The organism is Streptococcus sp. 27098_8_148, assembly GCF_041432105.1.
In the GTDB taxonomy this organism is placed as follows: domain Bacteria; phylum Bacillota; class Bacilli; order Lactobacillales; family Streptococcaceae; genus Streptococcus; species Streptococcus parasanguinis_AE.
In genome coordinates this window covers 29,720-54,217 of sequence record NZ_JAPVYY010000002.1, presented here as the reverse complement: position 1 = coordinate 54,217, position 24,498 = coordinate 29,720, and the positions used below count along the sequence as shown (strand labels likewise).

Here is a 24,498-nt window from a genome sequence, read left to right as displayed (position 1 = left end):
AGTGGTTTTTTTGTGATTTTTTCTGTACAATAGAAAAAAACTGTATGGGGACAGTCGGAATGAAGACGAGCAAATACCAACAAATTATCGATTTCTTAAAAGAAGCTATTCAATATGGAGAACTGGAAACTGGACAAAAAATTCCTTCTGTTCGCCAGTTAGCTAGTCAATTTTCTTGTAGTAAGGACACGGTGCAACGTGCCTTGCTGGACTTGACTTACCAGCACTTCCTCTATGCTAAGCCTCAGAGTGGCTACTATGTTTTGGAGCAAGAACCTGATCGACATGAGGATCTTCCACTAAAATTAGAGAAAGACCGCAACCAGGCTTTCGAGGACTTCCGGACCTGTATCAATGAAACCTTGATTGGTCGGGAGAATTATCTCTTTAATAACTTTTCGGACCAAGCAGGCTTACTCGAAGTACGCCAATCCATTCAAGGCTTATTGAAGGAAGAAGGTATTTATTCGACTGCAGATCAGATTGTTTTGACTGCTGGTACCCAGCAGGCGCTCAATATCCTCAGCCAGATTGACTTTCCCAATAAAAGATCGCAGATCTTGATCGAGCAACCGACTTATCATCGGATGAACCAACTCTTAGATTCGCAGCAACTTGCCTACCGTACCATTCAACGTAATTTAACGGGGATTGATCTCGAGGAACTTGAAGAGATTTTCAAAAGTGGCCATATCAAATTCTTCTACACGATCCCCCGTTTTCACTATCCGCTCGGTCATAGCTATTCTACCAAGCAAAAAGAAGCGATCTTGCAACTAGCTGACCAATATGATGTCTACCTTGTTGAGGACGACTATTTGGGAGATCTTGATAGCAGTAATGCTCCATCTTTTCATTATTTGGATCAAAAGGACCGGGTCATCTATATCAAATCTTTTTCGACCAATCTCTTTTCTGCTCTTCGCATCACTTCCATGATCCTTCCCCAAGCCCTTCTTAAGCCGGTCTTGACCTATAAGACGATTCTGGACTATGATAGCAATCTGATCATGCAAAAGGCCTTGAGTCTCTACATTGATAACGGTATGTATCTGACCAATAAAAAGCGACTCCTAGCCAGAAAAAAAGAGGAAGAAGCCAGTCTAAAGACCTTGATAGCCCAGTCTCCTCTACCTCATCTGACCCTGACCCACGATGGGATCCTTTTAGAACTCAGCCAAGTTCAATCTCTTGCTGCCTTAAAACACAGTGGACTCCCGCTTGATTTCTTTGAAGCAGCCTACATCACTTCTTGTCCTTATCAACTCGCCAAGATCAAATCGGCAGATGTGACCAATGTTTTACCAAAGCTTACGCCTTTTTTTGAAAGAGAAACCCTCGTATAGACTATACGAGGGTCTTTCTTATTTCTTCAATTGCTCATAAACAAGTTTGGCATTTTGAAGGCCGATCCGATAATCGAGGCGAATTAGGCGAATCGCTTCCATCTCTGGTTCTTTGAGGTACTTCTCTCTTTGTTCCTTGGAAATACTACCTGGTTTTAGAAGATAGTGAGTGAATTGATTTCTGACTTTATTGAGCTCAACTTGAAGGGTGAAATAAAGTCCAAATAAGACAATAACAACTCCCATCAGGATCAGATCGTTTGACATGGTGTATGCTCCCTTTTTCTGTTCTTTTCTTTATTTTACAGCTTTCAAAGAAGAAAAACAAGGGGCTGGGACAAAAGTCCTAGCCTTTCTATTTTTTTTGGATTGTTGAGCAAGACGCAGTGGTTGAGTGGGCTCTACTACGCTGATTTCATCAGCTTTTACAGCCCTACTCAACTGTGCGGAGGTGGGACGACGAAATCGAATTCTAACGAATTACCGATTTCTGTCCCACTCTCCTTGTTTGTCCTTATTTCATCATACCGGCCTGGAGGTCATACATTTTCTTATACGTTCCTCCTAGAGCAATGAGTTGGTCGTGATTGCCCGATTCGATGATTTTTCCCTTATCTAGAACATAGATGCAATCGGCATCTTGGATGGTAGAAAGGCGATGGGCAATGGCAATGGTTGTCCGCCCTTGGCGCATCTTCTTCAGAGAATTTTGGATCATCTCTTCCGTCTCTTGGTCGATATTGGCAGTGGCCTCATCCAAAATGAGGATCTTAGGCTGGGCAGCAATGGTCCGGGCAAAAGCCAGAAGCTGACGCTGACCGGTCGACAAGGTAGAACCCCGCTCTGTTACCGGATGATCATAGCCACCAGGTAAACTCTCAATAAAGTCTGCTACATCCACAAATGCAGCTGCTTGTCGGATTTCCTCATCTGTCAGTTCTTCATGGTACATCCGGATATTAGAAGCAATGGTTCCATGATAGAGGAAGGGTTCTTGCAACACTAGACCGATGGACTTGCGCAAGGCTTCCTGGCTGTAGTCCTTGATATCCTGTCCATCAATCAAGATCTGGCCACGATCAAATTCATAAAAGCGCATGAAGAGATTGATAATAGAGGATTTACCAGAACCAGTATGACCAACAAAGGCAATGGTTTGTCCGTTTTTGACCTCAAAGGAGATATCTTTTAGGACATCCCGTTTGCCATCATAAGAAAAAGATACATGCTCAAAACGAATATCTCCCCGCTCAATTTCTTTCAGGCTACCAGCTTGCTTAGGCTCATAGTCGTCTCGATCCATCATTTCGAACACACGACCTGCAGAAATGGTTGAGGTCTGCAAGGTTGCAAAATTTTGGGTGACATCAATCAAGGGCTGGAAAAGCTGGTTAACATATTGGATAAAGGCATAGATAAGACCTGCTGTAAAGCCAGAGGACTGCCAATTTAGGCCGAAAAAGGTTAGAATAACCGCATAGGCCAGGACCTGTAACAAGGTCATAGCTGGCCTCAAAAAGAGGGAATTGACATCCACAGATCGGTTGGCATAGTCCAAATGTTCCCCATTAATCTGTTCGAATTCATCCGTCAAGCGCTTTTCTTGACGAAAGGCCTGCACGATCCGCATTCCTTCAATAGATTCCGATAATTTCACATTGATATCTGATAATTTTTGTCGGGTCATCTTGACCAAGCGATTGGATAACTTGCGATAGAGACGGATGGAAAACCAAATGATGGGAAGAAAAGGCAGGATCCAAATGGTCAAATGCCAGTCCAAACTAAACATGGTTACTAGGGTGACTAGAAAGAGTAAAAAGGATGAAACCAGGCTTGAAAAGACCGTAGAAAACATATCTGCGACTGCCTGTGTATCATTGGTCACCCGCGAAACAATCGAACCTGCTGTTGTCTGGTCATAAAAGGACATGCCCAGCCTTTGCAGATTTTGGAAAATATCTAGACGAATGTCTCTTACGATAGAATTGGATACACGCGCAAAGGTTAACTGGCTCAGGTAAGTTGCCAGCACGCGCCCAATGAATAACCCATAGTAGAGAATGAGAAACTGAAAAGCTGTCAGAACTGGTGAGCCTGCTTCTTTTGGATCCACTAGGTGGTCAATATACCAGCGGGCTGCAAGAGGAATCGCCGTCAATAAGAGACTAGTCAGGAAGGTAAAGGCTAAGGCTAGGGCTGTTAACCACTTATAACGCCACATGTAAGTCAAGAGCCGCTTCATCACATGAGCTTCAGATGTTTTCATTCAGCTTTCCCTCCATTTCTTCTGATAATTGTTGGGCTTGGTAGGTTTCATAGTACCAACCTTTTTGAGCCATTAATTCCTCGTGATTTCCTCGCTCCTTGATCTGTCCATTCTCCATTACCAGAATCAAATCCGCATGAACGATCGCTGATAGGCGGTGGGCTGTGATGATCGTTGTTTTCCCCTTGCGTTCCTGCTTCATATTTTCGATGATTTGGTGCTCCGTCTTAGCGTCTACTGCAGACAGGGAATCATCCAAAATCAAGATCTCAGGATTCATAACCAAAGCACGACTCATGGCAATCCGTTGCTTTTGCCCGCCAGAAAGAGTAACCCCTCTCTCTCCCAGCACTGTCTCCATCTGGTCTGGCATAGCCAAGACATCCTCATAGACCCCACAGGTTCTTAGCGCTTTTATCAACTCTTCTTCCTTAATCTGCGGATCCGAAAAAGCTACATTCTCGCGAATAGTCATAGCAAAGAGAATCTGATCTTGAGGAACATAGCCAATCAAACTACGCAGATCTTGCAAACGATAATCTTTGATGGAGATTCCATTTAGAAAGATATCTCCCTGCTCCAAGTCATGCTCTCTGAGTAAGAGACGCAACAAGGTGGTCTTTCCAGATCCAGTTGGACCCACAATCCCAAGGGTTTGTCCTTTTTCTAAATGAAAAGTAACCTTTTCAAGAACAGGCTCTTTCTCGTAGGCGAATTCTTTAATGTCATATTCCAAATCTCCATTTTGAATGTCTCTGACTGGATGGTTTGGATTTTGGATTTCAGGTGTTTCTGCTAAAAGTGTCTCAATTCGGTCATACGAGACGCTAGCCCTCTGACTAATATTAAATAAGAAGCCCATGGCTTGAAGGGGCCATACGAGCATATTGAGATAGGTGATAAAGGTTACGATTTGTCCAACTGTCAAGCTTCCTTCCTGGACGAAAAGGCCCCCGAAGTAAAGGGTCAAGACATAAGAGAGACCGACAAAAAGAAGAGTGGTCGGATCAAACAAGGCATTGTAACTGGCGGAAGTCATATTCTTTGAAAAGACCATTTGATTGGTCTTTTCAAAAGCCTGAATCTCATCTGCCTGAAAACCAAAGGATTTGGTTACCTTGACTCCTGATACTGATTCCTGCACAAAGTTGTTGAGCTCCGAGAAGCCTTCTTGAGCTTCTTTGAAGGCTTGGTGATTTTTGCGTCCAATGGCTGAAGTCACTACCACCATAACTGGTAGGGGCAAAATAGCTAAGAGGGTTAAGCGCCAATCAATCATGAAAAACATGCTGACCAGGGTCACCAAGGCTGTGACAGACGCATCCACTGCAGACATAACCCCACCACCGGCAAACATGGTTACCGCATTGATATCATTGGTAGCATGGGCCATGAGATCCCCAGTCCGATAACGCTGATAAAAAGACGGTGACATGAGCGTAAAGTGCTTGAACAAACGGTAACGCAAAATCCGAGCTAACTTATTGGCCGTCCCAAAAATATAGCGTCTCCAGACAAAACGAAGTCCATACATGGCAAGAGCTGCTAGAACTAGAAATCCAATATTCACGACCAACTGACTCAGTGTCAACCTTCTTTTATCGATCAAATCGATCACAAGTCCCATGATTCTTGGAGGAATAAGATTTAAAAAACTAACCAAGATCAAGGACCCTATCCCGATGAAGTAACGTTTCTTCTCTAATTTAAAAAACCAAGATAATTTCCCTAACAGATGCATCTTATTTCCCCTTTTTGGTGAGCTGACAGCTACTATCCACTAGAGCAAACAAGTCCTCATCAGAAATTGTTCCATCTAAGGGGATACTCACCCAATATTTTTTATTCATATGAAAAGCTGGATAAATCCCTTTCTGCTGGATGAAATGGGCTACCTGATCAGACTTGACATTCAAAACTTCTATTTTCCCAGACTTGCTAGCATCCAATTTTTTCCAATCAATGGTCATAAAGACACCATACCACTTGAGGGTGTCTCGGTGGCGAATGGCACCGGATTCCGGAGACCTTTCCCACAAATATTCAATCGTTCCCTGATAGTGTTGGGAAATATAGGCCATGAGACGCTTGGCTTGAGGATAAAGAAATTCTTCTACCTTAAAACAAGCTTGGCGGATTCTTGCAAGACTTTCCTGACAGGCTTCCCTGACTTGGCCAACGAAATTTCCTTGTAGCTGTTCCAGATGGATCTGGATATACTCATCCCCTGTATCCTGATCATAGACCTGAAAAGAAATCTTCTGGTCGCAGACGCTTACCTTTAAGAGAAAAGTGTCCGATAAGACTGGGCACTGGTACTCATAGCCTGTCCCACTCTTTTCAAATCCATAAGCCAATCCCTTTTCTAGCTGAAAGGTGTATCGGTCAAAATAATGCTCTAAAAACATTTTCTCTCCCTTATTCATTTTTGCACTAGAAGAGGCTGGGAACGACGTCCCCAACCTTGATAACAGATCCAAAAAACTACTTCAAGCAGTGATCGTTTCTTTTTTAAAACACAATGCGTGTGCCATGCAGTTGACAAACGCCCAATTGCTCCAAAAAGAGCTGACGATTGTCAAGGGTCACACCTCCACCAGGCAAGATCTGAATCTTTCCCTTAGCCGCAGCTAATAAACAATGGTAATGTTCAAAACGTTGCTCTAGTGTAGCACCTGGACTTCCAGCTCGTGTTAAAATGCGGGCTACACCCTGATCAGAAAGCCACTCAATCGCTTCTAGCTGATCTGTATGAGCCAACTCATCAAAAGCCATATGAAAGACAACCTCTGCCTCTCCACAGGCTGCTAGTAAAAGCTGCATGACTCTCTGGTCCAACTTTCGATCGCCCGTCAGCGCACCCAGCACGAAACTAGAAACCCCTATTTCCTTCGCAGCCCGAATATCCGCTAGCATAGCTTGAACTTCCAGATCTGTGTAGACAAAGTCTCCACCACGGGGCCGGATAATGACACATAGATCCACAGACTGCTCTCTTGTCAGTTTAATTGCTTCCTGGATCACCCCTAAGCTCGGTGTGGTCCCACCTACTGCCAGGTTGTCACACAGTTCAATGCGACCTGCCCCAGCAGCAATCGCCTTATCAATAAACGTTAAATTCTCTGCACAAAATTCAAAGATAAGCATGACAACTCCATTTTCATAGCCTTAAAACAAGGAGATACTAACCGTCACCTTGGCATTGCCATTTTCTACTCGCGCTTTTGAGATAGTATAACCTGTTTGAGGGATCTCAAGCGTAATCTGATCACCGTTCACTGTGAAGCCGCCTCCATTTTGATTGGATTGATCCTTCAAATAGTTGAGAACCAAGGATTTTGGAATCGGTATTTTCCCTAATTTAGCAGCTGTCACAGTCAAATTCATGACATTGTTTTCAACTTGACCTGTCATGGTTAAATCTAGATAGCTTTCGACTGGCCCTAAGGAAACCGGAACTTTGACGTGAAGGTCATTGCCATCCATTCCAAGTGCCATCTTTTGAAAGTCAGAATTGTCAAGAGCAGATCCAGCACTTGTTTTTACAACTTGACTCAATTGCACAGAATTGAGACTCAACTCAGTTGAGAGCCCTTCAGTGCTTACAGAAGCATTTGAAACTGCATTTTGAGCCAGTTCAATCAAAGAGCTCCCTGCCTGCACATTTCTCAGCTGCTCCCCTTCAGGGATGGATCCAGGAACCAACAGGATCACTAATAAAATAAATAAAACGATCACCATGCCAATCAGGCGTCTCATCCACTTAAACATCTGCTCCTCCAATACGTGAAAAGTTGTATTCTTATTGTACCTCAAATCCAAAGAAATTGCGACTAAGAGGGGCCTTTAGAAAGCAAAAGAGACCGAGGAAACCTCGCATCTCTCTGTGCATTATTTCGATTTAATGTAGTTAACACCATCTGCTTTTGGTGCAACTGCTTGTCCGAAGAAGGCTGCCAAGACAACCATGGTCAAGACGTAAGGCGCAATTTGCAAGTAGATGGATGGGATCCCTTTAAGCAAAGGCAATTGATTCCCGATAACTGCCAAACTTTGTGAAGCTCCAAAGAAGAGACTAGCCAACATGGCACCGATTGGGTTCCATTTCCCGAAAATCATAGCCGCAAGGGCGATAAATCCAGGACCTACAATAGTAGTTACCGCAAAGTTAACAGAAACTGACTGAGCGTATATGGCTCCTCCGATACCTGCTAGGGCACCTGAGATCATGACTCCTAAGTAGCGCATTTTATAAACATTGATTCCCAATGTATCTGCTGCTTGTGGGTGTTCACCAACTGAACGAAGACGCAAACCAAATTTCGTCTTGAACATGATGAACCAAGCAAAGAATGAGAAGAGAATCGCAACCCAGCCGATGATGCTGGCATTGTTGAAGAAAATATCCCCAATCACCGGAATTTTAGATAAGACCGGAATGGATGTTTTCCCAAAGGCAACTTTGATATTATCAGTTTGCCCCTTGTTGTACATTGCTTTAACTAGAAAGACGGCTAATGGAGGGGCCATCAAGTTCAATACTGTACCTGAAACGATATGGTCAGCACGGAAATGAATGGTTGCCACCGCGTGGATCAAGGAGAAAAGTACTCCGATTCCTGCAGCAACAATCAAGGACAACCATGGTGTCATATCCCCTAAGGTAGGCTCAAAAGTCAAGTTAAAGATAATTCCTGAGAAAGCTCCCATAACCATGATTCCTTCAAGGCCAACGTTAACAACCCCAGCGTGTTCTGAGTATGCTCCTCCGATACTTGTGAAGATCAGCGGTGCCGCATACACAATCATAGAGGAAACAAGAATACTTAAAATCGTTACAATACTCATTAGTTTGCTCCTCCTTTTTTAGCTGATCGCATCGAGATCATCTTTTCGATAATGTAGTGGGCACATACGAAGAAGATAATAGATGCTGTCACAATTTGAACGACTTCTTCAGGGATGGCAGCTGGCTTCATACCAACTCCACCAATTTGAAGCGCTCCAAACAAGAAGGCAGCAAATGGAATACCAATTGGTGAATTCATCGCAAGAAGGGCAACGGCCATTCCGTTAAATCCAACACTCATTGAGCTAGTTTGAACATAGACATTTGAGTAAATACCCAGACCTTCTGCTACTCCACCGATACCAGCAAGAGCACCAGAAATGATCATAGAAAGGATAATGGTCCGTTTTGCAGACATCCCTGCGTATTCTGCCGCATTCGCATTCAAACCAACGGCACGGATTTCAAAACCAAGTGTTGTTTTCTTCATCAAGAACCAGATGACTACCACTGCGATGATGGCAAAGAAGATCCCGATGTTCATTTGTGATTTGTCCGTCAAATTACGCAACCACTCCGTCTGGTAGACAGCGTTGGCTCCTACATCAACGGTTGAGTCCTTGTTTTTCATCAAGGAAGCTGGGAAGCTATGGATCAAGGCATTCCCACCATAGAGAACAATGTAGTTCATCATAATGGTGATGATGACCTCACTGGTACCGAGATAGGCACGAAGGAAACCAGGAATCGCTCCAATAAATCCACCTGCAACAGCCGCAATCAAAACGGTCATCGGAATCATCAGTAAGCGAGGCATATTTGGGAAGGAAAGGGCAAACCAAGTCGCCATGATCCATCCTGCAAAAGCCTGACCAGGAAGTCCAACGTTAAAGAAGCCGGCCCGGCTAGCTACCGAAAATCCAAGAGCAACTAAAATCAGTGGCCCCATAGCACGGGAAATATTACCCCAACTCTTAATCGAACCAAAGGCTTTCTTAAACAGCAATTCATATCCCCAAAGGGCATCATAGCTGAAGGCCCACATAATAATGGCACCCAGGACCAATCCTAAAAGGACAGACACCAATGGAACAGCAATTTGTTTTAAATTCTTATTCATTTGATGCTCCCTCCTTTACTTGTCCACCTGCCATGAGGATTCCAAGTTCTTGCTTATTCGTTGTTTCAGGGGTTACGATCCCTTGGATCTTCCCATCATGAATAACCGCAATACGGTCAGAAACATTCAAAATTTCATCTAATTCAAAGCTGACAACCAGAACGGCTTTTCCATTATCCCGTTCTTGAATCAAACGTTTGTGGATATATTCAATCGCTCCGACGTCCAAACCACGAGTTGGCTGGCTGACGATCAAGAGATCTGGATCGCGATCGATTTCCCGAGCGATAATGGCTTTTTGCTGGTTTCCTCCAGAAAGAGCCTTAGCTGGTACCACTTCACTAGCTGCACGAACGTCAAACTCTTCCATCAATTTCTTGGCATAAGAGGTAATATTTGGATAATTCAAAATACCATTCTTGCTAAGAGGTTCTTTATAGTAAGTTTGAAGAGCAATGTTTTCAGAGATCATCATATCAAGGACCAAACCATCCCGGTGACGGTCTTCAGGGACGTGTCCTACCTTCATTTCTGTGATTTGACGTGGGCGAAGTCCTACAACATCCTTGCCTTTAATCTTGATTGAACCGGATTTTACCTTCCGTAGACCTGTAATGGCTTGGATCAACTCAGATTGACCATTTCCATCAATCCCCGCAATCCCGACAACTTCACCTGCACGAAGTTCTAAAGATAGATTCTTAACAGCAGGCACACCACGGTTTTCGTTAACAACTAAGTTTTCGATAGATAGGACCACTTCTTTTGGTTGAGAAGGACCTTTCTCTGTTTTAAAGGAAACAGAACGACCGACCATCATTTCAGCTAAATCTTGGTTTGTAGCACCTGCAATTTCAACTGTTTCAATGGATTTACCACGACGAATGACTGTTACGCGGTCTGCGACAGCACGAATTTCATCTAACTTATGCGTAATCAAGATGATTGATTTTCCTTCATTCGCCAAGTTCTTCATGATTGTCATCAATTCTTCGATTTCAGCTGGTGTCAACACTGCAGTTGGTTCATCGAAGATTAGGATGTCGGCTCCACGATAAAGCGTCTTTAAGATTTCCACACGTTGTTGCGCACCAACGGAAATATCCTCAACTTTAGCATTTGGATCTACTGCCAAGCCATATTTTTTAGACAATTCAAGGATATCTTGACCGGCTTTTTTAAGGTCCAAAATACCATGCTTCGTGGTTTCAGAACCAAGGATGATATTTTCAGCAACAGTGAAAGCTTCAACCAACATAAAGTGTTGGTGCACCATTCCAATTCCTAAAGAAGCTGCTTTTGAAGGTGAGTCTAGGTTAACAGTTTTTCCATTTACCACGATGTCTCCGCTAGTTGGTTCCAACAAACCAGCCAGCATATTCATCAGGGTAGATTTCCCTGCACCATTTTCTCCAAGAAGTGCATGGATTTCACCTTTGCGCAACTGAAGATTAATCTTGTCATTTGCTACAAAGTCACCAAATTTTTTGGTAATCTCACGCATTTCGATGACATATTCATGTGTCATGGGGGTGTTTCCTTTCAAATCTATTTTTATTTCAATAAAATCTACTAGGGTTGCTAATAGATTTTACTGAGACAAAAATGTCTCAATTTATTAAAAGGAACGGCCCTTGAAGGTCGGGCCGATCCAATCAAATATTATTTTTCAGGAACTTTAAGAGACCCGTCAAGGATTTTAGCTTTAGCATCTTCGACTGCTTTTTTAGCATCTGCAGAAAGGTTGTCAGTTGTCAAATCAACTCCACCATCTTTCAAGCTATAAGTAATCACTTTACCGCCAGGGAATTTACCGTCAGCAGTTTTCTTAGCCAAGTCTTTTACAGATTCTCCGACTTTCTTCAAGCTTGAAGCCAATACAAAGTTAGATTTTTTACCATCTTTAGAAGTGTATTCACCTTCAGCTTTTTGGTCACGGTCAACACCAAGAACCCAAACTTTTTCGTCTTCATTTTTCTTCTCGTTCAAGTCTTTAGCTTCAGAGAAGACACCTGCACCAGTACCACCAGCTACTTGGTAGATAACGTCTGCACCTGCAGCGTATTGTGCAGCAGCAATTGTTTTACCTTTAGCAGAGTCACCGAACGAACCAGCGTAGTCTACTTGAACTTTGATAGATGGGTCAACAGATTTAACACCAGCTTCAAATCCAGCGCGGAAACGAGTGATAACTTCACTTTCCATACCACCTACAAAACCAACTTGTTTAGTTTTTGTAGTTTTTGCAGCAGCGATACCAGCAAGGTAACCAGCTTCGTTATCGGCATAAACAGCAGATGCTACGTTCTTTTGTCCTTCAATACGGTCATCGATGATGACATAGTTCACATCTTGGTTGTCTTTTGCAGCTTTTTTAACAGAGTCGCTCAAGGCAAAACCAACACCAAAGATCAATTTGTAGTCGTTAGAAACAGCTTCATCAAGGTTTGTCGCATATTGAGATTCATCTGTTGATTGGAAGTAGTCAAATCCGTTCCCTTTAGAAAGACCGTTTTCTTTCCCCCAAGCTTGCAAACCTTCCCAAGCAGATTGGTTGAATGATTTGTCATCCACACCACCAGTATCGGTAATGATAGCAGCTTTCAAATCTGTTTTAGATTCTGAGTTAGCGCTATCTTTTTTAGACGCACGATTTCCACATGCTGCAAGTCCGATAGCAGCGACAGTTACTAGACCAAGGCCTAGCCATTGTTTCTTGTTCATTACTGAACCTCCTAAATTATTGTGCAACATTGTTGCGAAGTATTGAAAGGGTCAAAAAACCGCCTCACAGACCTATTAAGTCAGGTCTGTAAAGGAATATGGAAGTAATTCCTTGACCGTCATCACGACCGTCGATTTATCTTTAGATACTAAGGTTACAGGAAGGTCTGGCTCAAAAAATTCAGCCATGACCTGGCGACAAGCACCACATGGAGAGATGGGCTTTTCTGTTTGCCCGTAGATAATGAGCTCTTGAAACTCACGAGCTCCTTCAGAAACAGCTTTAAAAATGGCTGTCCGTTCTCCACAGTTGGTTAATCCAAAACTGGCATTTTCGATATTGACACCTGTATAGATTTCTCCATCCTTCGTTAGCAGTACAGCTCCAATTGGGAAATGAGAGTAAGGCACATAGGCTTGTTGACTCACTTCAACTGCTAAGTTGATCAACTCAGTAGTCGCCATGAGCCACCCTTCCTTCCATGATGGCTACACCAGAAGAAGTCCCGATACGGGTCGCACCTGCTTCGATAAAAGCAAGAGCATCTTCATAAGAGCGAGCACCACCAGAAGCTTTAACACCCATGTCGGGTCCAACAGTTTGACGCATTAAGGCCACATCTTCAACCGTTGCTCCTCCAGTTGAGAAGCCAGTTGACGTCTTCACAAAGTCTGCGCCAGCTAACTTAGCAATTTGACAAGCAACGATCTTTTCATCATCGGTTAAGAGACAAGTCTCAATGATGACTTTGACCAGCTTATCACCGCTCGCTTCGACTACCGCTTGGATATCTTCCTCAACTAGTGCTAAATTCTTAGACTTAAGAGCCCCGATATTAATGACCATGTCAATCTCATCGGCACCATTTTGAATCGCATTTTTTGTTTCACACGCTTTGACAAATGGTGTATTTGCTCCCAAAGGAAAACCAATGACGGTACAAACTTTAACGTCTGAATCACGCAAGCCCTCAGCCGCAAAATTCACCCATGTCGGGTTCACACAGACACTCGCAAAATCATAAGCCTTGGCTTCTTCGATCAGCTTTTCTATCTGTTCTTGTTGTGCATCTGGTTTTAAAAGAGTGTGATCGATATATTTATTTAACTTCATACAATCTCCTGAGCTGCTTAAGATATTATTTCAATAATTTCTTTAACGCTTTCAGCCCTTTCTAGTATTTTAACATTTTTTTTGAATTCTGTAACGCCTTCTTGTGAATTTTTTTCATTCATGAAAATACGGGCAATGCGTTCCCCTTTTTTGACGTGCTCTCCCACTTTTTTGTCAAACACAATTCCTGTTTCGTAATCGAGGGGATCTGATTTGACAGCACGGCCAGCACCCAAGCGCATGGCTAACAGGCCAAATTCCATGGCAGGTAAAGCTGCAATAACGCCATCTTGATCTGCTGTTACTTCAAGGACCTGATCTACTTTGACGGGACGATGCAAATCCTCTAAGTTTCCACCTTGTGCCACGACCATTTCTTCAAACTTGGCTAAGGCTCGTCCATTGCTCAAGTGTTCATGAATGGCTTCAATTGATTGATCTACATTGGCCAATTTCAACATGATTTGTGCTAATTCACAAATAAACTCTGTGACATCAGCACGCCCCTGTCCTTTTAGAATATCCAGGGCTTCCAAAATCTCTAAACGATTACCAATGCTGGTTCCCAAAGGTTGGCTCATATCTGTAATGACAGCGATGGTTTTCCGACCCACTGCATTTCCAAGATCCACCATGGTACGAGCTAGTTCACGCGCCTCTTCAATGGTCTTCATAAAGGCCCCTTCTCCAACGGTGACATCGAGAAGAATGGCATCAGCACCAGCTGCAATTTTCTTACTCATGACGGAGCTAGCAATCAAAGGAATGGTGTCCACTGTCGCTGTCACATCACGCAGAGCATACAAGAGTTTGTCTGCTTTTACGAGTTGGTCGGATTGACCAATGACCGATAAGCCGATCTCCTGCACCTGCTGGATAAATTCCTCTTGGTTCCGTTCAATCTGGAAACCTTTAATGGATTCCAACTTATCGATGGTCCCACCTGTGTGGCCTAAGCCACGACCACTCATTTTTGCAACCGGCACTCCGAAACTTGCAACCAAAGGCACCAAGACCAAGGTTACCTTGTCTCCTACACCACCAGTCGAGTGTTTGTCCACCTTGATTCCTGGAATAGCTGACAGATCAAACTGTTGCCCCGTTTGGACCATCTTCATGGTCATATGAGAGATTTCTTCCGTCGTCATCCCTTTAAAATAAACAGCCATAGCAAAAGCGGACATTTGGTAATCTGGAACCGTTCCAGCAACATAGCCCTCAATCAGCCATTCAATTTCTTCCTTGTTTAAGGCAAGACCATCTCTTTTTTTCTGAATGATATCTACTGCTCTCATGATTCTTTCTCACTTCTTAAAATATAATAGCCTTTGTCTTTTTTTACGATTTCACAATTGCCAAACGTCTCTTCCATCTTGGCCTTAGCGCTCGGAGCCCCTTGTTTTTTCTGAATGACAATGGTCAAGTCTCCACCTGGTTTCAAATGTTCAAAACTACCGGTGATCACTTGGTGGACCACTTTCTTACCAGCTCGGATCGGCGGATTACTGATTACATGGTCAAAGACCCCTTCGACTGCTTCATAGACATCCGAAGAAAAGATCTGAACTTCCACGCCGTTTCGGCTAGCATTTTTCTTAGCCAAGTCTAGTGCCCTCTCATTGACATCGACCATGGTCACTGCGACTCCCTGGGCTTTAGCTAGAGAGAGGCCAATTGGACCATAGCCACAGCCAACATCGAGGACACTTTCCCCTTCTTGAAAATCCAGGGTTGATAAGAGCACCTGGCTTCCATAGTCAATCATTTTTTTACTAAAGACGCCGGCGTCCGTATAAAAATTCATCTTTTGCCCCAATAAAACAACAGCCAGATCATGAATATCATGGGCTGCATCTGGGTTTACATCGAAATACATTTTACTCATAAGGTTATTTTATCATAATTCACTCCTTTTTTAAATCGTTTACATGACCTCTAAAAATTGGTATACTAAAGACTACAATAGGAGTGACATATGGACAAAGAATTTCTACATTTTGAAAAAATTAATCGGGAAACCTGGCAAAATTTGCACCGCAAAACCACCCCACCTCTCTCTCAAACAGAGCTCAATTCTATTAAAAGTTTCAACGACCGCATCAACCTCCAGGATGTACGTGACGTCTACCTGCCTTTGACAAACCTGATTGGAATCTACAAGCGTTCCAAAGAAGATTTGGCCTTCTCAAAAGGTATTTTTCTTCAAAAAACGAGTGAACGCCAACCCTTTATCATTGGGGTTTCAGGGAGCGTTGCGGTTGGAAAATCTACCACTAGCCGTTTACTTCAAATCCTGCTGTCGCGAACCTTCGAAGGCTCGACAGTAGAATTGGTGACAACAGATGGCTTCCTCTATCCAAATGCTATCTTAAAAGAACAAGAGATCCTCAATCGAAAAGGATTTCCAGAAAGCTATGATATGGAATTGCTCCTTGATTTTCTTAATCAAATCAAAAACAACAAGAGCGTAGAAATCCCTGTCTATTCCCACGAAATATACGATATTGTCCCAGATGAGAAGCAAACGATTTTACCAGCTGATTTTGTCATTGTCGAAGGAATCAATGTCTTTCAAAATCCGCAAAATGACAGTCTCTATATGACCGATTTCTTTGATTTTTCAATCTATGTGGATGCCGCGGTCGACGATATCGAATCTTGGTATATCGATCGCTTCCAAAAACTCCTTGCATTAGCTCAGAATGATCCTAATAACTACTACTATCGATTTACAGAGCAACCCCTAGAAGAAGTTTTAAGCATGGCCCATCAGGTCTGGGAATCCATTAATTTAGTTAACTTACAACATTACATTCAACCAACCAGAAACCGAGCTGATCTGATTCTCCATAAAGCAACCAACCATGAAATCGACGAAATTTATCTCAAACGCTAGAGAAAATGGCCTGTTAACGGTACTTTTTTAAGGAAAAGCTATTTTAGGCTTGTCAAATCTTAACTTTTCATATATAATGAGATAGTTAGATTATCAATGGAGGTGAATAACTTGGCAAACATTAAATCAGCTATCAAACGCGCTGAATTGAACGTTAAACAAAACGAAAAAAACTCAGCTCAAAAATCAGCTATGCGTACTGCAATCAAAGCTTTTGAAGCAAACCCATCTGAAGAACTTTACCGCGCTGCTAGCTCAGCTATCGATAAAGCAGAAACTAAAGGTTTGATCCACAAGAACAAAGCTAGCCGTGATAAAGCACGTCTTGCAGCGAAACTTGGTTAATCAAGAACAGCATAAAAATCAAGCTCTCCGGAGCTTTTTTTGTGCCTAATTTTTTGAGAGGTGCTTATGAAAATTGTTATTATCGGCTATTCTGGATCTGGAAAATCTACCTTGGCTGAAAACTTAGCTCGCTACTACTCCATTCCCAAGCTCCATATGGACACCCTTCAATTTCAACCGGGCTGGATAGACAGTGACCGGGATTGGATGGAGAAAGAGATGAGACAGTTTCTCAGCGATCATAGAGACTGGGTCATTGATGGCAATTACTCTTGGTGCTGCTATGAGGAAAGAATGGAGCAAGCCGACCAGATTATCTTTCTCAACTTCTCTCGTTGGAACTGCCTCTTTAGAGCCTGGAAACGATACCGCCGTTATAAAGGCCGAGTCCGTGAGAGTATGGCGGCAGGTTGCCCCGAACGCTTTGACTGGGAATTCATCCGTTGGATCCTTTGGGACGGTCGCCAAGCTAGACAGGTCACACGCTATCAGACTATCGGCCAAAACTATCCAGACAAATTTCTCTCTCTCAAGAATCAAAAAGAGCTGGATGAGTTTCTAAAAAACATACAATAAAAAGGTTGGGATATCTATCCCAACCTTAAAATGTAGACAAACTATTTTAAAGTAAAATAAATTAAGCGATTCTGATAAGAAATAAAATTGAGTTCAATTTTTTAGATGAATCAAGAAAATACCAAGACTTTCCGCTGTGAGTAAAGTGCCTGAAACAATAACGATTCAGGCACTCGGAATTATTGAGACCTTAGGCTCAATAATTAGTCATGGAACTTCGTAGAAGTTCGCTGACGTCCGTACTCACCTAAGGAAAGTTTTTTATATGACTTTGTCTTCAATCTGAGGTTGGGATGTCAATCCCAACCTTTTTTATTTATCAACGTAATCGCCACCGGTGAAGCCATAGTATTCTTCCAGACTCAAACCTGAGTCAGCGATATCTTGTGCTTCTTTTCCGATATAGCGGAGATGCCAGCTCTCTGGCATGTAGCCTGTCACTTTTTCTTTTCCTTCTTGGTAGCGAACCACAAAGCCATATTTAGCGGCGTTCTTGAGCAACCACTTACTTGGTCCAGGTTCAGTTACCAAATTACCACTGGTATCGATCAAATCAAAGGTCAAACCAGTTTGGTGTTCACTATAACCCGGTCTTGCGGAATAACGATCTGCTGCCTCCTGACCATCTTGATTGACATAGTTTTGATAGAGGCCAACTTGGGTATCGTAGCTACGAAAACCACTATATTGGTCACTGATCGGATAACCTTCTGCCTGCATGGCTGCGATCAATTCATGAAGGGCTGAAACAGCTTCAGGATCTTCACCTGGGTTAAAGTCAGGCGACAAGGGATAATGTTTGTTGGCGATCATGACCTCACCATATTTCCCTTTGACACTATAGTAGGAACCATTATAGCTGACACCAGAATCCACTTTCACATCTGACTTACCAGCTTTTGACGACTCTTCTTTGCCAGTTTCTTTTGACGTATCCTTTGCAGAAGACGTTCCTTTGGAAGACTTAGTCTGCGTTTGTTTAGTTTCTTCTCTTGCAGAAGATTTAGAACTAGTGGATTGAGATTGGGAGCAAGCTGTCAAGGTTAACAAGGCAACTGTCACCAAAGTTAATTTGGAAAATCTTGCTTTCATGAGGAATCTCCTATGATTCTTTTGTTACGACAATATCCGTAATCACATAACTTGCACCTACTTTTTTCAAAGTGTAGGTCTTGTACTTGCGGTTTTGTGAATCTGGATGGCTATCGGTATAATGCACGGTAAAGTCTTCATAAGTCTTGATCGTCACCACACCATTTTCTTCAGTGACACTTTGAATGTCCAATGCTCCTGGAGTATAGTAGTCAATTTTAGCCTTTCGAACACCATCACCAGTTGTGAATTCAACCATGTCCTTGTACGCTTGACTTTGTGTGTCATAGTATTTAGAGTAGGTGTTGTTTCGGTTTGAAACGGAGCTAAAGACTGCGTCGCGGTACTCTTTCAAGAACTCTTCTGCCAAGGTCCGATTTTGTTCTTCTTTGGCTGCTTGCTCTTTCTTAGCATCTTGTGCACTCTTGATGCGTTTTAGGGTATCTTTGGCTAGTTTAAGTTCGATCGGATCGTTCTCACCCTCTTCAATCGTCACCTTAGCCTTCTCAGTTGTATAGGTTTCCCCATTCATGTTGAAGACAGCATGCACTTCAATTTCTTGATAAGGGATGCTATCTACCTCAAAGGTCGTGCTGGTTCCGACTTCTTTGCCGTTAACCACAACCTTCACATCTGTTGGGTTTTCAACTTCATCTGGAAACTCAACTTCTAAATTGCGTTTTTCAGAATTCAACTGCAATTCTAAGTTATTCTTGGTTGCTTTTTTAGGATTGAGATGGATCTTAGAAGTAACATTTCCGACCTCTGTTTTAGCAGTCAATTCCATTTCTTTTGTATTGTAATGGAAAGAACCAAGGTCTGTCACTGCATCTTTCTTCAAGGTCACCGTTTTATTGGCAGCCACTTTAAGTTTGGCTTGATCCAAATTAGTCTTGACCTTCACTTGCACTGGATAGCTAGCCACACGATATTCTTGGAAGATTCCAAATTTCTTGTCCGCCTTTTCCAAACCAAAGATCTTGTTTCCAGATTTATCCGTATAGCTGCCTTCTCCACCATTATCGATGATCTTGTTCAACTCTGTACCGATATCAATCCCTTGATCTTCCATGCTGGTAATAAAGCTTTCGGCTTCATCCTTTGTCCATTTATCGTTATCGGTTGAAAGCAGATCTGCTGCTTCGCGATAATCCTTGGTGTCCACTGCCTTAATAAATTTATCTGCAGTCACTTCGACACGCGTTGTTGACTGGAAGTAAAAGAAGGCTGCTACCAAAGCGATCACAAGGACTGCAATAGCAGAAATAATCCCAATTTTCTTCTTGGAAAGTTTCTTTTCACCCTTCGTTTTAGGGGCCTTTTGTTTTTTCTGAGCTGGGCCTGCTTCTGTAACATTTGGACCAGCAAAGACCTGCGTTTGCTCAGCGGCAAGTGGAGCCGTATACTCTTGAGTTTGCTGTTGAGGGACATATTCCTGTGTTTCTTCAGTTGCATCTGGGGTTACAAATTCTGCTTCAGGCACAGGTCCTACAAAAAACTCAAAGTTTTGACTTTTAGCCGCGGTAAATTCTTCTGCACTTGGCTTGCGCCCATAGGTTTCTTCAAAATGTTGCAACCAAGCCTGACGAGCTGCTAGAAGAGGATCGACATTCTTCACTTCTTCAACTGGTTCAAGCACCGGTTCCTCTACAGGAGCTACTTCTTCTGGAGCATTGCCTGCGATAGACTGAATTTGTTTTAAATCAAATCCACAGGCTTTCCCAGCCATAAACTCTTCTGGTGACGGTTTGCGACCAATCACTTTTTCAAATAATTCAACCCATTTCTTTTGCATGGATCTCTTCTCCCTCATTATAAAATAGGGAAAGTGGGTTCCCCCACCTTCCGTTTTGTGATATTGTTAGAATCCAAAGTTAGAGAAATTTGGAGCACTAGGAATAAATCCTACGGCTACTTGTTCTAAAATACGAGCATTCACATAAATGACAAAGATGGCAATGAGAAGCAAGACAACAGATGATGCTACTAGAAGCAAGAATTTATCTGCTTTAAAGCTTGTCTTGTTCAATCCTTGATGAACGACATAGCATGTTCCAACAAAGAACAAGAAGAAAATAAGGAAGTTTACAAAGCCATAAAATTCATAAACTTTTACAAGACCTACTAAGAAAGCAAGAAGGGCAAGTGGCAAAGTGTAAACAGACAAACGTCCAAACTCTTCAAATGAACGACCGTAACTGTATTCCTTATCTTGAAGAACCACACGACGAACAAAGAATCCAGCTACTTGGAAGGCGTAAAGGCTAAAGAATAGGGAAATCAATGTCAACATAAAGGCACGGAAATCCATTCCATAACCACCTGTAAATCCACTAGCTGTGAAGAAAGTGCCCAAGGTCAAGACAAAGGCAGTTAAGACATACTGTAAAATTCCGTTAAGAGCTTTTGGATTTTCTACAGCTGTTGGACGTTTCAAAGCTGAAAGGAACCAATTCCAGTAACCACCAACGGCTACACCAAATTGACTTGGTTGGCCAGGATAAGGTTGTCCTGGTTGACCTTGGTAAGGAGCCTGTTGATAAGCTGCTTGTGTAGGTTGTTGGTAGGTTTGTTGTGGAGCTTGTTGGAAAGCAGGTCCATTCGCTGGAGCTGCTTGAGGGGCCGGTTCTTGAACTGGAGCTGCAACTGGTTCTTCTGCAGGAGCAGCTGGCGCTGCGACAAACTCTGGAGCTTGTGGAGCTGCGACTGGTTCTTCTGTTGGGGCAGTTGGTGCTGCGACAAACTCTGGGGCTTGAGGAGCTGCTGGCGCTGCAACAAACTCTGGGGCTTGTGGAGCAGCAACTGGTTCTTCCACAGGGGCAGTTGGCGCTGTAACAAATTCTGGGTCTTGTGGAGCTGCTACTGGTTCTTCAACAGGGGCAGTTGGCGCTGCAACAAATTCTGGGGTTTGTGGGGTTTCTGGAACCACTACTTCTTCTTGAAATTCTCCTGCAGCCAGTGCTTGAGCAATTTCTTCTGCACTAGCAGAACGACCATTTACGGCTTCGAAATAATCCAGCCAATCTTGTTTTGACATAATGAATCTCCTTAACTATTGTTTATACTAGGGTATTATACAAAATTTCTGAACCATTTTCAATGAAAGACTGGAAAATCCCTGTAATATCTTTTGAAAAACATACAAATTCTACTCATTTTTAGAAATTAGTAAAGAAAAAGGCTGGGACAAAAGTCCTAACCTCTCAATTATTTTTGGATTGTCGAGCAAGACGCAGTGGTTGAGTGGGCTCTACTACGCTGATTTCATCAGCTTTTACAGCCCTACTCAACTGTGCGGAGGTGGGACGACGAAATCGAATTCTTAATGAATTACCGATTTCTGTCCCACTCCCGTTTCTTAGGATTCAAATGCATCCATGCCGCCTTGGACGTTGGTCACATCATAGCCTTGCTCTTCCAAAAATTGGCAAGCACGTGCTGAGCGTCGCCCTGACTTGCAGATGACATAATAGGGATGATCCTTCTCTAATTCCTGGTAGCGATTTGCTAACTCAGATAAGGGAAGAAGACGAACCCCATCTAAGTGAAGGGCATCATATTCCTCCTGCTCGCGTACATCAAGAACGTGTAAATCTCCTTGTTGATAAGCTTGGTAAAAGCTTGAAAATGGAATTTCTTTCATGATTTCTCCTTTGTTATGGAAGGGTTAGAATTTCATAATGAAAGCCAATAGCCTCTAAAAATCGGAACAAGTCTTGGGTTTTAATAAAGATCGTTTTTTCGTTGGTATTGGGATGAAAGGTCATGATCTCCTCTGACACAATGTCTTTATCGAAATAGACTCGAATATCTTTTTCTTCATTGTTCAATAAACCAAATGGAGAAACCGTTCCTGGCGGTAATTGCATTTTTTCAGCTAAAGAATCTGCTGAAGCCATGCGGATCCGGTTGGCTTCCACTTGCTCTTTGAAATCATCCATATCCAATGGCTTCTGGTCATCCATGATGAGCAAATAGTATTGGGTTTTCTTCTTGTTGGTCAAAAACATGGTCTTGGTCCGGACACCTTCTAAGCCTTCAATATAAGAATCCGCTTGCTCCGTCGTGAATGCAGGTGGGTGTTCCACCACATCAAATGAAATTCCCAACTCATCTAATTTTTCTTTAACTTGTTGATAAGGATCCATCTTCGCTCTCCTTTATTTTTGAATGATCTCTTGGACTAAGGTTTGCAATTCTGGGACCACTTCTGCCTCAAACCAAGGATTTTTAGCCATCCAGATTTGATTGCGAGGGGAAGGGTGAACGAGTGGAAAATAGGTTGGCAAATAATCTTTAAAATGGTGAACCCGTTCGGTTACCTTGCCACTAACCTTTTCATGAAGGTAGTATGCTTGGGCATATTGTCCAATTAAGAGGGTCAATTCAATATCCGGACACTCCTTGAGGAGTTGAGGGTGCCACTTTTCCGCAAAGCCTTTGCGAGGTGGAAGGTCACCAGATTTTCCATGCCCTGGGAAATAAAAGTCCATAGGAATGACCGCAAACAAACCAGAATTATAAAAGGTGTCTTCGTCAACTCCTAACCATTCGCGCAGGCGGTCACCACTCTTATCCTTCCAGTAAATACCAGCTTCTTCCGTCTTCATCCCTGGAGCTTGTCCGATAATATTGATGCGAGCTGTCTTTGGAGCTGCAAAGAGTGGCTCGATTCCTTTATCCGTATATTCTTTATTTTGAGGATCTGCCATAATGGCTTGTTTAATGCTTTCAATCGTTGACATAAGTCCTCCTTCTATGGAAAAACTCAGCCAGAAAAACTGGCCGAGTAGTGGATTATTTGATTAGTTCATAGATGGCTTCTGCGTAAATAGCTGCTGCACGATAGAGGTCTTCAACATCTGCGAACTCATTAGCTTGGTGCATAGTATTGACATAGTCTGGGAACATAGCTCCAAAGGCAACCCCACGTTTCAAGAGGCGACCAAAGGTACCACCACCGATCACTTGTTCATGTCCTTTGAGGCCAGTTTGTTTTTCGTAAACACGCAAGAGGGTGGATACCAATTCATCATCCATCGGAACATAGTGAGGTGTGTGACCGTGGGCTGACAAGCTTACTGTAGCCACTCCTTCGATCTTTTCAAGGGTGGATTTGATGGTTTCAGGATCTGTACCTTGAGGGTAACGGATATTGAGGGCAATAGTGTTGTCTGCTTGGCTTTCATCAAAATGGAAGACACCTGCATTCATGCTCAATGGTCCCATTTTCGCATCTGTATGGGCAATTCCTAATTTTTCACCGGCAAAATCTTCGTGAAGAAGTGAAGCTGTCACATGAAGGTAAGCCTTAGCAGCACCACCAAAATCAAATTGGTTCAACAAGAGAGCCAAGTAGGTCGCACCATTAATTCCATCTTCAGGGGTTGATCCGTGAGCAGATTTCCCAACAATCGTAACGGTATAGGTTTCTTCATCAACAGTTGAGATTTCATACTGAAGCTGGTGTTCCTTAGCAAAGGCATCTAAGAGGCCAGCAAGATCTGGTAGTTGTCCAGAAACGACTGCAGTCGCTGACTCTGGTACCATGTTTTCACGAAGGCCACCTGTAAAGCTATGAAGATGGGCACTTCCTGTGTTGTCATTTCCAAAATGAAGGTACTCAGTGATGTTTCCTTTTTCCCCATTGATGATTGGGAATTCCGCATCTGGTGAGAAGCCAAAATCTGGCTCAGGAAGTCCGACATGTTTGAAATAGTAATCCATGTCGCCCCATCCTGATTCTTCATCCGTACCGACAACAAAGCGCACGCGCTTAGAAACAGGGAGTCCTAGGTCTTTAATGATCTTCAAACCATAGTAGCAGGCCATTGTAGGCCCTTTATCATCAGACGAACCACGCGCATAGAGCTTGCCATCGATAATTTCTGGTTTATATGGATCTGTCTTCCAGCCACTACCTGCAGGCACGACGTCCATATGGGCAAAGATCCCAAGCTCTTCTTCTCCTTCACCAAAAGTAAAGTGACCGGCATAATTGTCGACATTCTTGGTTTCATAGCCATCACGTTTGGCAATTTCCAAGAATTTTTCAATAGCTTTTACAGGACCAGGTCCAAAAGGATGCTCTGCATCTGCCTTGCTGTCATCGCGTTCAGAATTGATTTCCAAGAGGCTGTATAGGTCAGCCATCATCTCATCGCGACGTTTTTCTACTTCTGCTTTAAAGTCAACTGTTGTCATGAATTCCTCCTCAATCTTCTTAT

25 protein-coding genes are annotated in these 24,498 nt (G+C 42.9%); 4 read left to right on the top strand and 21 right to left on the bottom strand.

Translation table 11 applies throughout. The annotated features are described in order from the left end of the window. The first annotated feature begins 44 nt into the window (after positions 1-44). The gene (locus O3646_RS01635) at positions 45-1,346 is read left to right on the top strand and encodes a PLP-dependent aminotransferase family protein (RefSeq protein ID WP_371610428.1); all 1,302 of its coding nucleotides are present in this window, start codon (positions 45-47) and stop codon (positions 1,344-1,346) included. 18 nt (positions 1,347-1,364) lie between these two features. Here the strand turns inward: O3646_RS01635 and O3646_RS01630 are convergent, their stop codons facing one another. The 14 genes from O3646_RS01630 to O3646_RS01565 all read right to left on the bottom strand — a co-directional run bounded on the left by O3646_RS01630 (position 1,365) and on the right by O3646_RS01565 (position 15,247). Continuing rightward, positions 1,365-1,613: a hypothetical protein gene (locus tag O3646_RS01630; RefSeq protein WP_003011420.1), complete on the bottom strand. Its 249-nt coding sequence runs from the start codon at positions 1,611-1,613 to the stop codon at positions 1,365-1,367. A gap of 247 nt (positions 1,614-1,860) precedes the next feature. Continuing rightward, complete coding sequence (locus O3646_RS01625; protein ID WP_129824583.1) at positions 1,861-3,615, bottom strand: ABC transporter ATP-binding protein; 1,755 nt, start codon at positions 3,613-3,615, stop codon at positions 1,861-1,863. Beyond that, positions 3,602-5,356 (bottom strand): ABC transporter ATP-binding protein, encoded by a 1,755-nt coding sequence (locus O3646_RS01620; protein WP_371610427.1) that lies wholly within the window; start codon positions 5,354-5,356, stop codon positions 3,602-3,604. The genes O3646_RS01625 and O3646_RS01620 overlap by 14 nt, the downstream gene beginning before the upstream one ends. Before the next feature lies 1 nt (position 5,357). Then, positions 5,358-6,023, bottom strand: coding sequence for an MmcQ/YjbR family DNA-binding protein (locus O3646_RS01615; RefSeq protein ID WP_371610426.1), 666 nt, complete (start codon positions 6,021-6,023; stop codon positions 5,358-5,360). A 103-nt stretch (positions 6,024-6,126) separates the two neighbouring features. Beyond that, positions 6,127-6,762: a copper homeostasis protein CutC gene (locus O3646_RS01610; RefSeq protein WP_371610425.1), complete on the bottom strand. Its 636-nt coding sequence runs from the start codon at positions 6,760-6,762 to the stop codon at positions 6,127-6,129. A gap of 21 nt (positions 6,763-6,783) precedes the next feature. Next, positions 6,784-7,386, bottom strand: coding sequence for a hypothetical protein (locus O3646_RS01605; protein WP_272106784.1), 603 nt, complete (start codon positions 7,384-7,386; stop codon positions 6,784-6,786). Between the two features lie 120 nt (positions 7,387-7,506). After that, positions 7,507-8,463, bottom strand: a complete 957-nt coding sequence (locus O3646_RS01600; protein ID WP_272106785.1) for an ABC transporter permease — start codon at positions 8,461-8,463, stop codon at positions 7,507-7,509. Continuing rightward, positions 8,463-9,524: an ABC transporter permease gene (locus O3646_RS01595; RefSeq protein ID WP_368385737.1), complete on the bottom strand. Its 1,062-nt coding sequence runs from the start codon at positions 9,522-9,524 to the stop codon at positions 8,463-8,465. Before O3646_RS01595 ends, O3646_RS01600 begins: the two co-directional genes overlap by 1 nt. Beyond that, entirely contained in the window at positions 9,517-11,052 is a 1,536-nt protein-coding gene (locus tag O3646_RS01590; RefSeq protein WP_371610424.1) for an ABC transporter ATP-binding protein, read from the bottom strand. The genes O3646_RS01595 and O3646_RS01590 overlap by 8 nt, the downstream gene beginning before the upstream one ends. 134 nt (positions 11,053-11,186) lie before the next feature. After that, positions 11,187-12,248 (bottom strand): BMP family protein, encoded by a 1,062-nt coding sequence (locus tag O3646_RS01585; protein WP_031573707.1) that lies wholly within the window; start codon positions 12,246-12,248, stop codon positions 11,187-11,189. Between the two features lie 75 nt (positions 12,249-12,323). After that, a complete protein-coding gene (locus O3646_RS01580; protein ID WP_049491822.1) occupies positions 12,324-12,713 on the bottom strand; it encodes a cytidine deaminase in 390 nt (129 codons plus the stop codon). Further along, positions 12,700-13,362: a deoxyribose-phosphate aldolase gene (gene deoC / locus O3646_RS01575; RefSeq protein ID WP_125826917.1), complete on the bottom strand. Its 663-nt coding sequence runs from the start codon at positions 13,360-13,362 to the stop codon at positions 12,700-12,702. Before deoC ends, O3646_RS01580 begins: the two co-directional genes overlap by 14 nt. Positions 13,363-13,379: 17 nt before the next feature. Next, positions 13,380-14,657 (bottom strand): pyrimidine-nucleoside phosphorylase, encoded by a 1,278-nt coding sequence (locus tag O3646_RS01570; RefSeq protein ID WP_371610423.1) that lies wholly within the window; start codon positions 14,655-14,657, stop codon positions 13,380-13,382. Next, entirely contained in the window at positions 14,654-15,247 is a 594-nt protein-coding gene (locus O3646_RS01565; RefSeq protein ID WP_070594890.1) for a class I SAM-dependent methyltransferase, read from the bottom strand. The genes O3646_RS01570 and O3646_RS01565 overlap by 4 nt, the downstream gene beginning before the upstream one ends. 90 nt (positions 15,248-15,337) lie before the next feature. Between O3646_RS01565 and coaA the strand changes: the two genes are divergently transcribed. The 3 genes from coaA (at position 15,338) to O3646_RS01550 (ending at position 17,179) form a co-directional block, all read left to right on the top strand. Beyond that, on the top strand, positions 15,338-16,258 hold the full coding sequence (coaA, locus tag O3646_RS01560; RefSeq protein ID WP_003007638.1) for a type I pantothenate kinase: 921 nt from the start codon (positions 15,338-15,340) through the stop codon (positions 16,256-16,258). Positions 16,259-16,354: 96 nt separating this feature from the next. Further along, positions 16,355-16,603: a 30S ribosomal protein S20 gene (gene rpsT, locus O3646_RS01555; RefSeq protein ID WP_003007640.1), complete on the top strand. Its 249-nt coding sequence runs from the start codon at positions 16,355-16,357 to the stop codon at positions 16,601-16,603. Between the two features lie 66 nt (positions 16,604-16,669). Further along, positions 16,670-17,179, top strand: a complete 510-nt coding sequence (locus O3646_RS01550) for a DNA topology modulation protein (RefSeq protein ID WP_151191204.1) — start codon at positions 16,670-16,672, stop codon at positions 17,177-17,179. A 312-nt stretch (positions 17,180-17,491) separates the two neighbouring features. Here O3646_RS01550 and ldcB read toward each other — a convergent pair whose 3' ends face one another. The 7 genes from ldcB to pepV all read right to left on the bottom strand — a co-directional run bounded on the left by ldcB (position 17,492) and on the right by pepV (position 24,475). Next, a complete protein-coding gene (ldcB, locus tag O3646_RS01545) occupies positions 17,492-18,271 on the bottom strand; it encodes an LD-carboxypeptidase LdcB/DacB (RefSeq protein WP_151191205.1) in 780 nt (259 codons plus the stop codon). Between the two features lie 10 nt (positions 18,272-18,281). Next, entirely contained in the window at positions 18,282-20,066 is a 1,785-nt protein-coding gene (locus O3646_RS01540; protein ID WP_320909123.1) for a hypothetical protein, read from the bottom strand. 66 nt (positions 20,067-20,132) lie between these two features. Beyond that, the gene (locus tag O3646_RS01535; protein ID WP_320909122.1) at positions 20,133-21,308 is read right to left on the bottom strand and encodes a DUF6574 domain-containing protein; all 1,176 of its coding nucleotides are present in this window, start codon (positions 21,306-21,308) and stop codon (positions 20,133-20,135) included. A 321-nt stretch (positions 21,309-21,629) separates the two neighbouring features. Next, complete coding sequence (locus O3646_RS01530; RefSeq protein WP_201087731.1) at positions 21,630-21,914, bottom strand: rhodanese-like domain-containing protein; 285 nt, start codon at positions 21,912-21,914, stop codon at positions 21,630-21,632. Between the two features lie 13 nt (positions 21,915-21,927). Then, positions 21,928-22,419 (bottom strand): prolyl-tRNA synthetase associated domain-containing protein, encoded by a 492-nt coding sequence (locus O3646_RS01525; RefSeq protein WP_003001656.1) that lies wholly within the window; start codon positions 22,417-22,419, stop codon positions 21,928-21,930. Between the two features lie 12 nt (positions 22,420-22,431). Further along, positions 22,432-23,016, bottom strand: coding sequence for a uracil-DNA glycosylase family protein (locus O3646_RS01520; RefSeq protein ID WP_254726799.1), 585 nt, complete (start codon positions 23,014-23,016; stop codon positions 22,432-22,434). A 52-nt stretch (positions 23,017-23,068) separates the two neighbouring features. Then, the gene (pepV, locus tag O3646_RS01515; protein ID WP_320909121.1) at positions 23,069-24,475 is read right to left on the bottom strand and encodes a dipeptidase PepV; all 1,407 of its coding nucleotides are present in this window, start codon (positions 24,473-24,475) and stop codon (positions 23,069-23,071) included. Between the last annotated feature and the right edge of the window lie 23 nt (positions 24,476-24,498).

What these genes read in the sequence shown, in the direction of transcription:
- O3646_RS01600 (WP_272106785.1), bottom strand. Translation starts at nt 8,463, where the DNA reads ATGAGTATTGTAACGATTTTAAGTATTCTTGTTTCCTCTATGATTGTG.
- O3646_RS01550 (WP_151191204.1), top strand. Translation starts at nt 16,670, where the DNA reads ATGAAAATTGTTATTATCGGCTATTCTGGATCTGGAAAATCTACCTTG.
- O3646_RS01525 (WP_003001656.1), bottom strand. Translation starts at nt 22,419, where the DNA reads ATGGATCCTTATCAACAAGTTAAAGAAAAATTAGATGAGTTGGGAATT.
- rpsT (WP_003007640.1), top strand. Translation starts at nt 16,355, where the DNA reads ATGGAGGTGAATAACTTGGCAAACATTAAATCAGCTATCAAACGCGCT.
- O3646_RS01610 (WP_371610425.1), bottom strand. Translation starts at nt 6,762, where the DNA reads ATGCTTATCTTTGAATTTTGTGCAGAGAATTTAACGTTTATTGATAAG.
- O3646_RS01520 (WP_254726799.1), bottom strand. Translation starts at nt 23,016, where the DNA reads ATGTCAACGATTGAAAGCATTAAACAAGCCATTATGGCAGATCCTCAA.
- O3646_RS01580 (WP_049491822.1), bottom strand. Translation starts at nt 12,713, where the DNA reads ATGGCGACTACTGAGTTGATCAACTTAGCAGTTGAAGTGAGTCAACAA.
- O3646_RS01530 (WP_201087731.1), bottom strand. Translation starts at nt 21,914, where the DNA reads ATGAAAGAAATTCCATTTTCAAGCTTTTACCAAGCTTATCAACAAGGA.
- O3646_RS01590 (WP_371610424.1), bottom strand. Translation starts at nt 11,052, where the DNA reads ATGACACATGAATATGTCATCGAAATGCGTGAGATTACCAAAAAATTT.
- ldcB (WP_151191205.1), bottom strand. Translation starts at nt 18,271, where the DNA reads ATGAAAGCAAGATTTTCCAAATTAACTTTGGTGACAGTTGCCTTGTTA.
- pepV (WP_320909121.1), bottom strand. Translation starts at nt 24,475, where the DNA reads ATGACAACAGTTGACTTTAAAGCAGAAGTAGAAAAACGTCGCGATGAG.
- deoC (WP_125826917.1), bottom strand. Translation starts at nt 13,362, where the DNA reads ATGAAGTTAAATAAATATATCGATCACACTCTTTTAAAACCAGATGCA.
- O3646_RS01540 (WP_320909123.1), bottom strand. Translation starts at nt 20,066, where the DNA reads ATGCAAAAGAAATGGGTTGAATTATTTGAAAAAGTGATTGGTCGCAAA.
- O3646_RS01620 (WP_371610427.1), bottom strand. Translation starts at nt 5,356, where the DNA reads ATGCATCTGTTAGGGAAATTATCTTGGTTTTTTAAATTAGAGAAGAAA.
- O3646_RS01570 (WP_371610423.1), bottom strand. Translation starts at nt 14,657, where the DNA reads ATGAGAGCAGTAGATATCATTCAGAAAAAAAGAGATGGTCTTGCCTTA.
- coaA (WP_003007638.1), top strand. Translation starts at nt 15,338, where the DNA reads ATGGACAAAGAATTTCTACATTTTGAAAAAATTAATCGGGAAACCTGG.
- O3646_RS01565 (WP_070594890.1), bottom strand. Translation starts at nt 15,247, where the DNA reads ATGAGTAAAATGTATTTCGATGTAAACCCAGATGCAGCCCATGATATT.
- O3646_RS01605 (WP_272106784.1), bottom strand. Translation starts at nt 7,386, where the DNA reads ATGTTTAAGTGGATGAGACGCCTGATTGGCATGGTGATCGTTTTATTT.
- O3646_RS01535 (WP_320909122.1), bottom strand. Translation starts at nt 21,308, where the DNA reads ATGTCAAAACAAGATTGGCTGGATTATTTCGAAGCCGTAAATGGTCGT.
- O3646_RS01630 (WP_003011420.1), bottom strand. Translation starts at nt 1,613, where the DNA reads ATGTCAAACGATCTGATCCTGATGGGAGTTGTTATTGTCTTATTTGGA.
- O3646_RS01595 (WP_368385737.1), bottom strand. Translation starts at nt 9,524, where the DNA reads ATGAATAAGAATTTAAAACAAATTGCTGTTCCATTGGTGTCTGTCCTT.
- O3646_RS01615 (WP_371610426.1), bottom strand. Translation starts at nt 6,023, where the DNA reads ATGTTTTTAGAGCATTATTTTGACCGATACACCTTTCAGCTAGAAAAG.
- O3646_RS01625 (WP_129824583.1), bottom strand. Translation starts at nt 3,615, where the DNA reads ATGAAAACATCTGAAGCTCATGTGATGAAGCGGCTCTTGACTTACATG.
- O3646_RS01585 (WP_031573707.1), bottom strand. Translation starts at nt 12,248, where the DNA reads ATGAACAAGAAACAATGGCTAGGCCTTGGTCTAGTAACTGTCGCTGCT.
- O3646_RS01635 (WP_371610428.1), top strand. Translation starts at nt 45, where the DNA reads ATGGGGACAGTCGGAATGAAGACGAGCAAATACCAACAAATTATCGAT.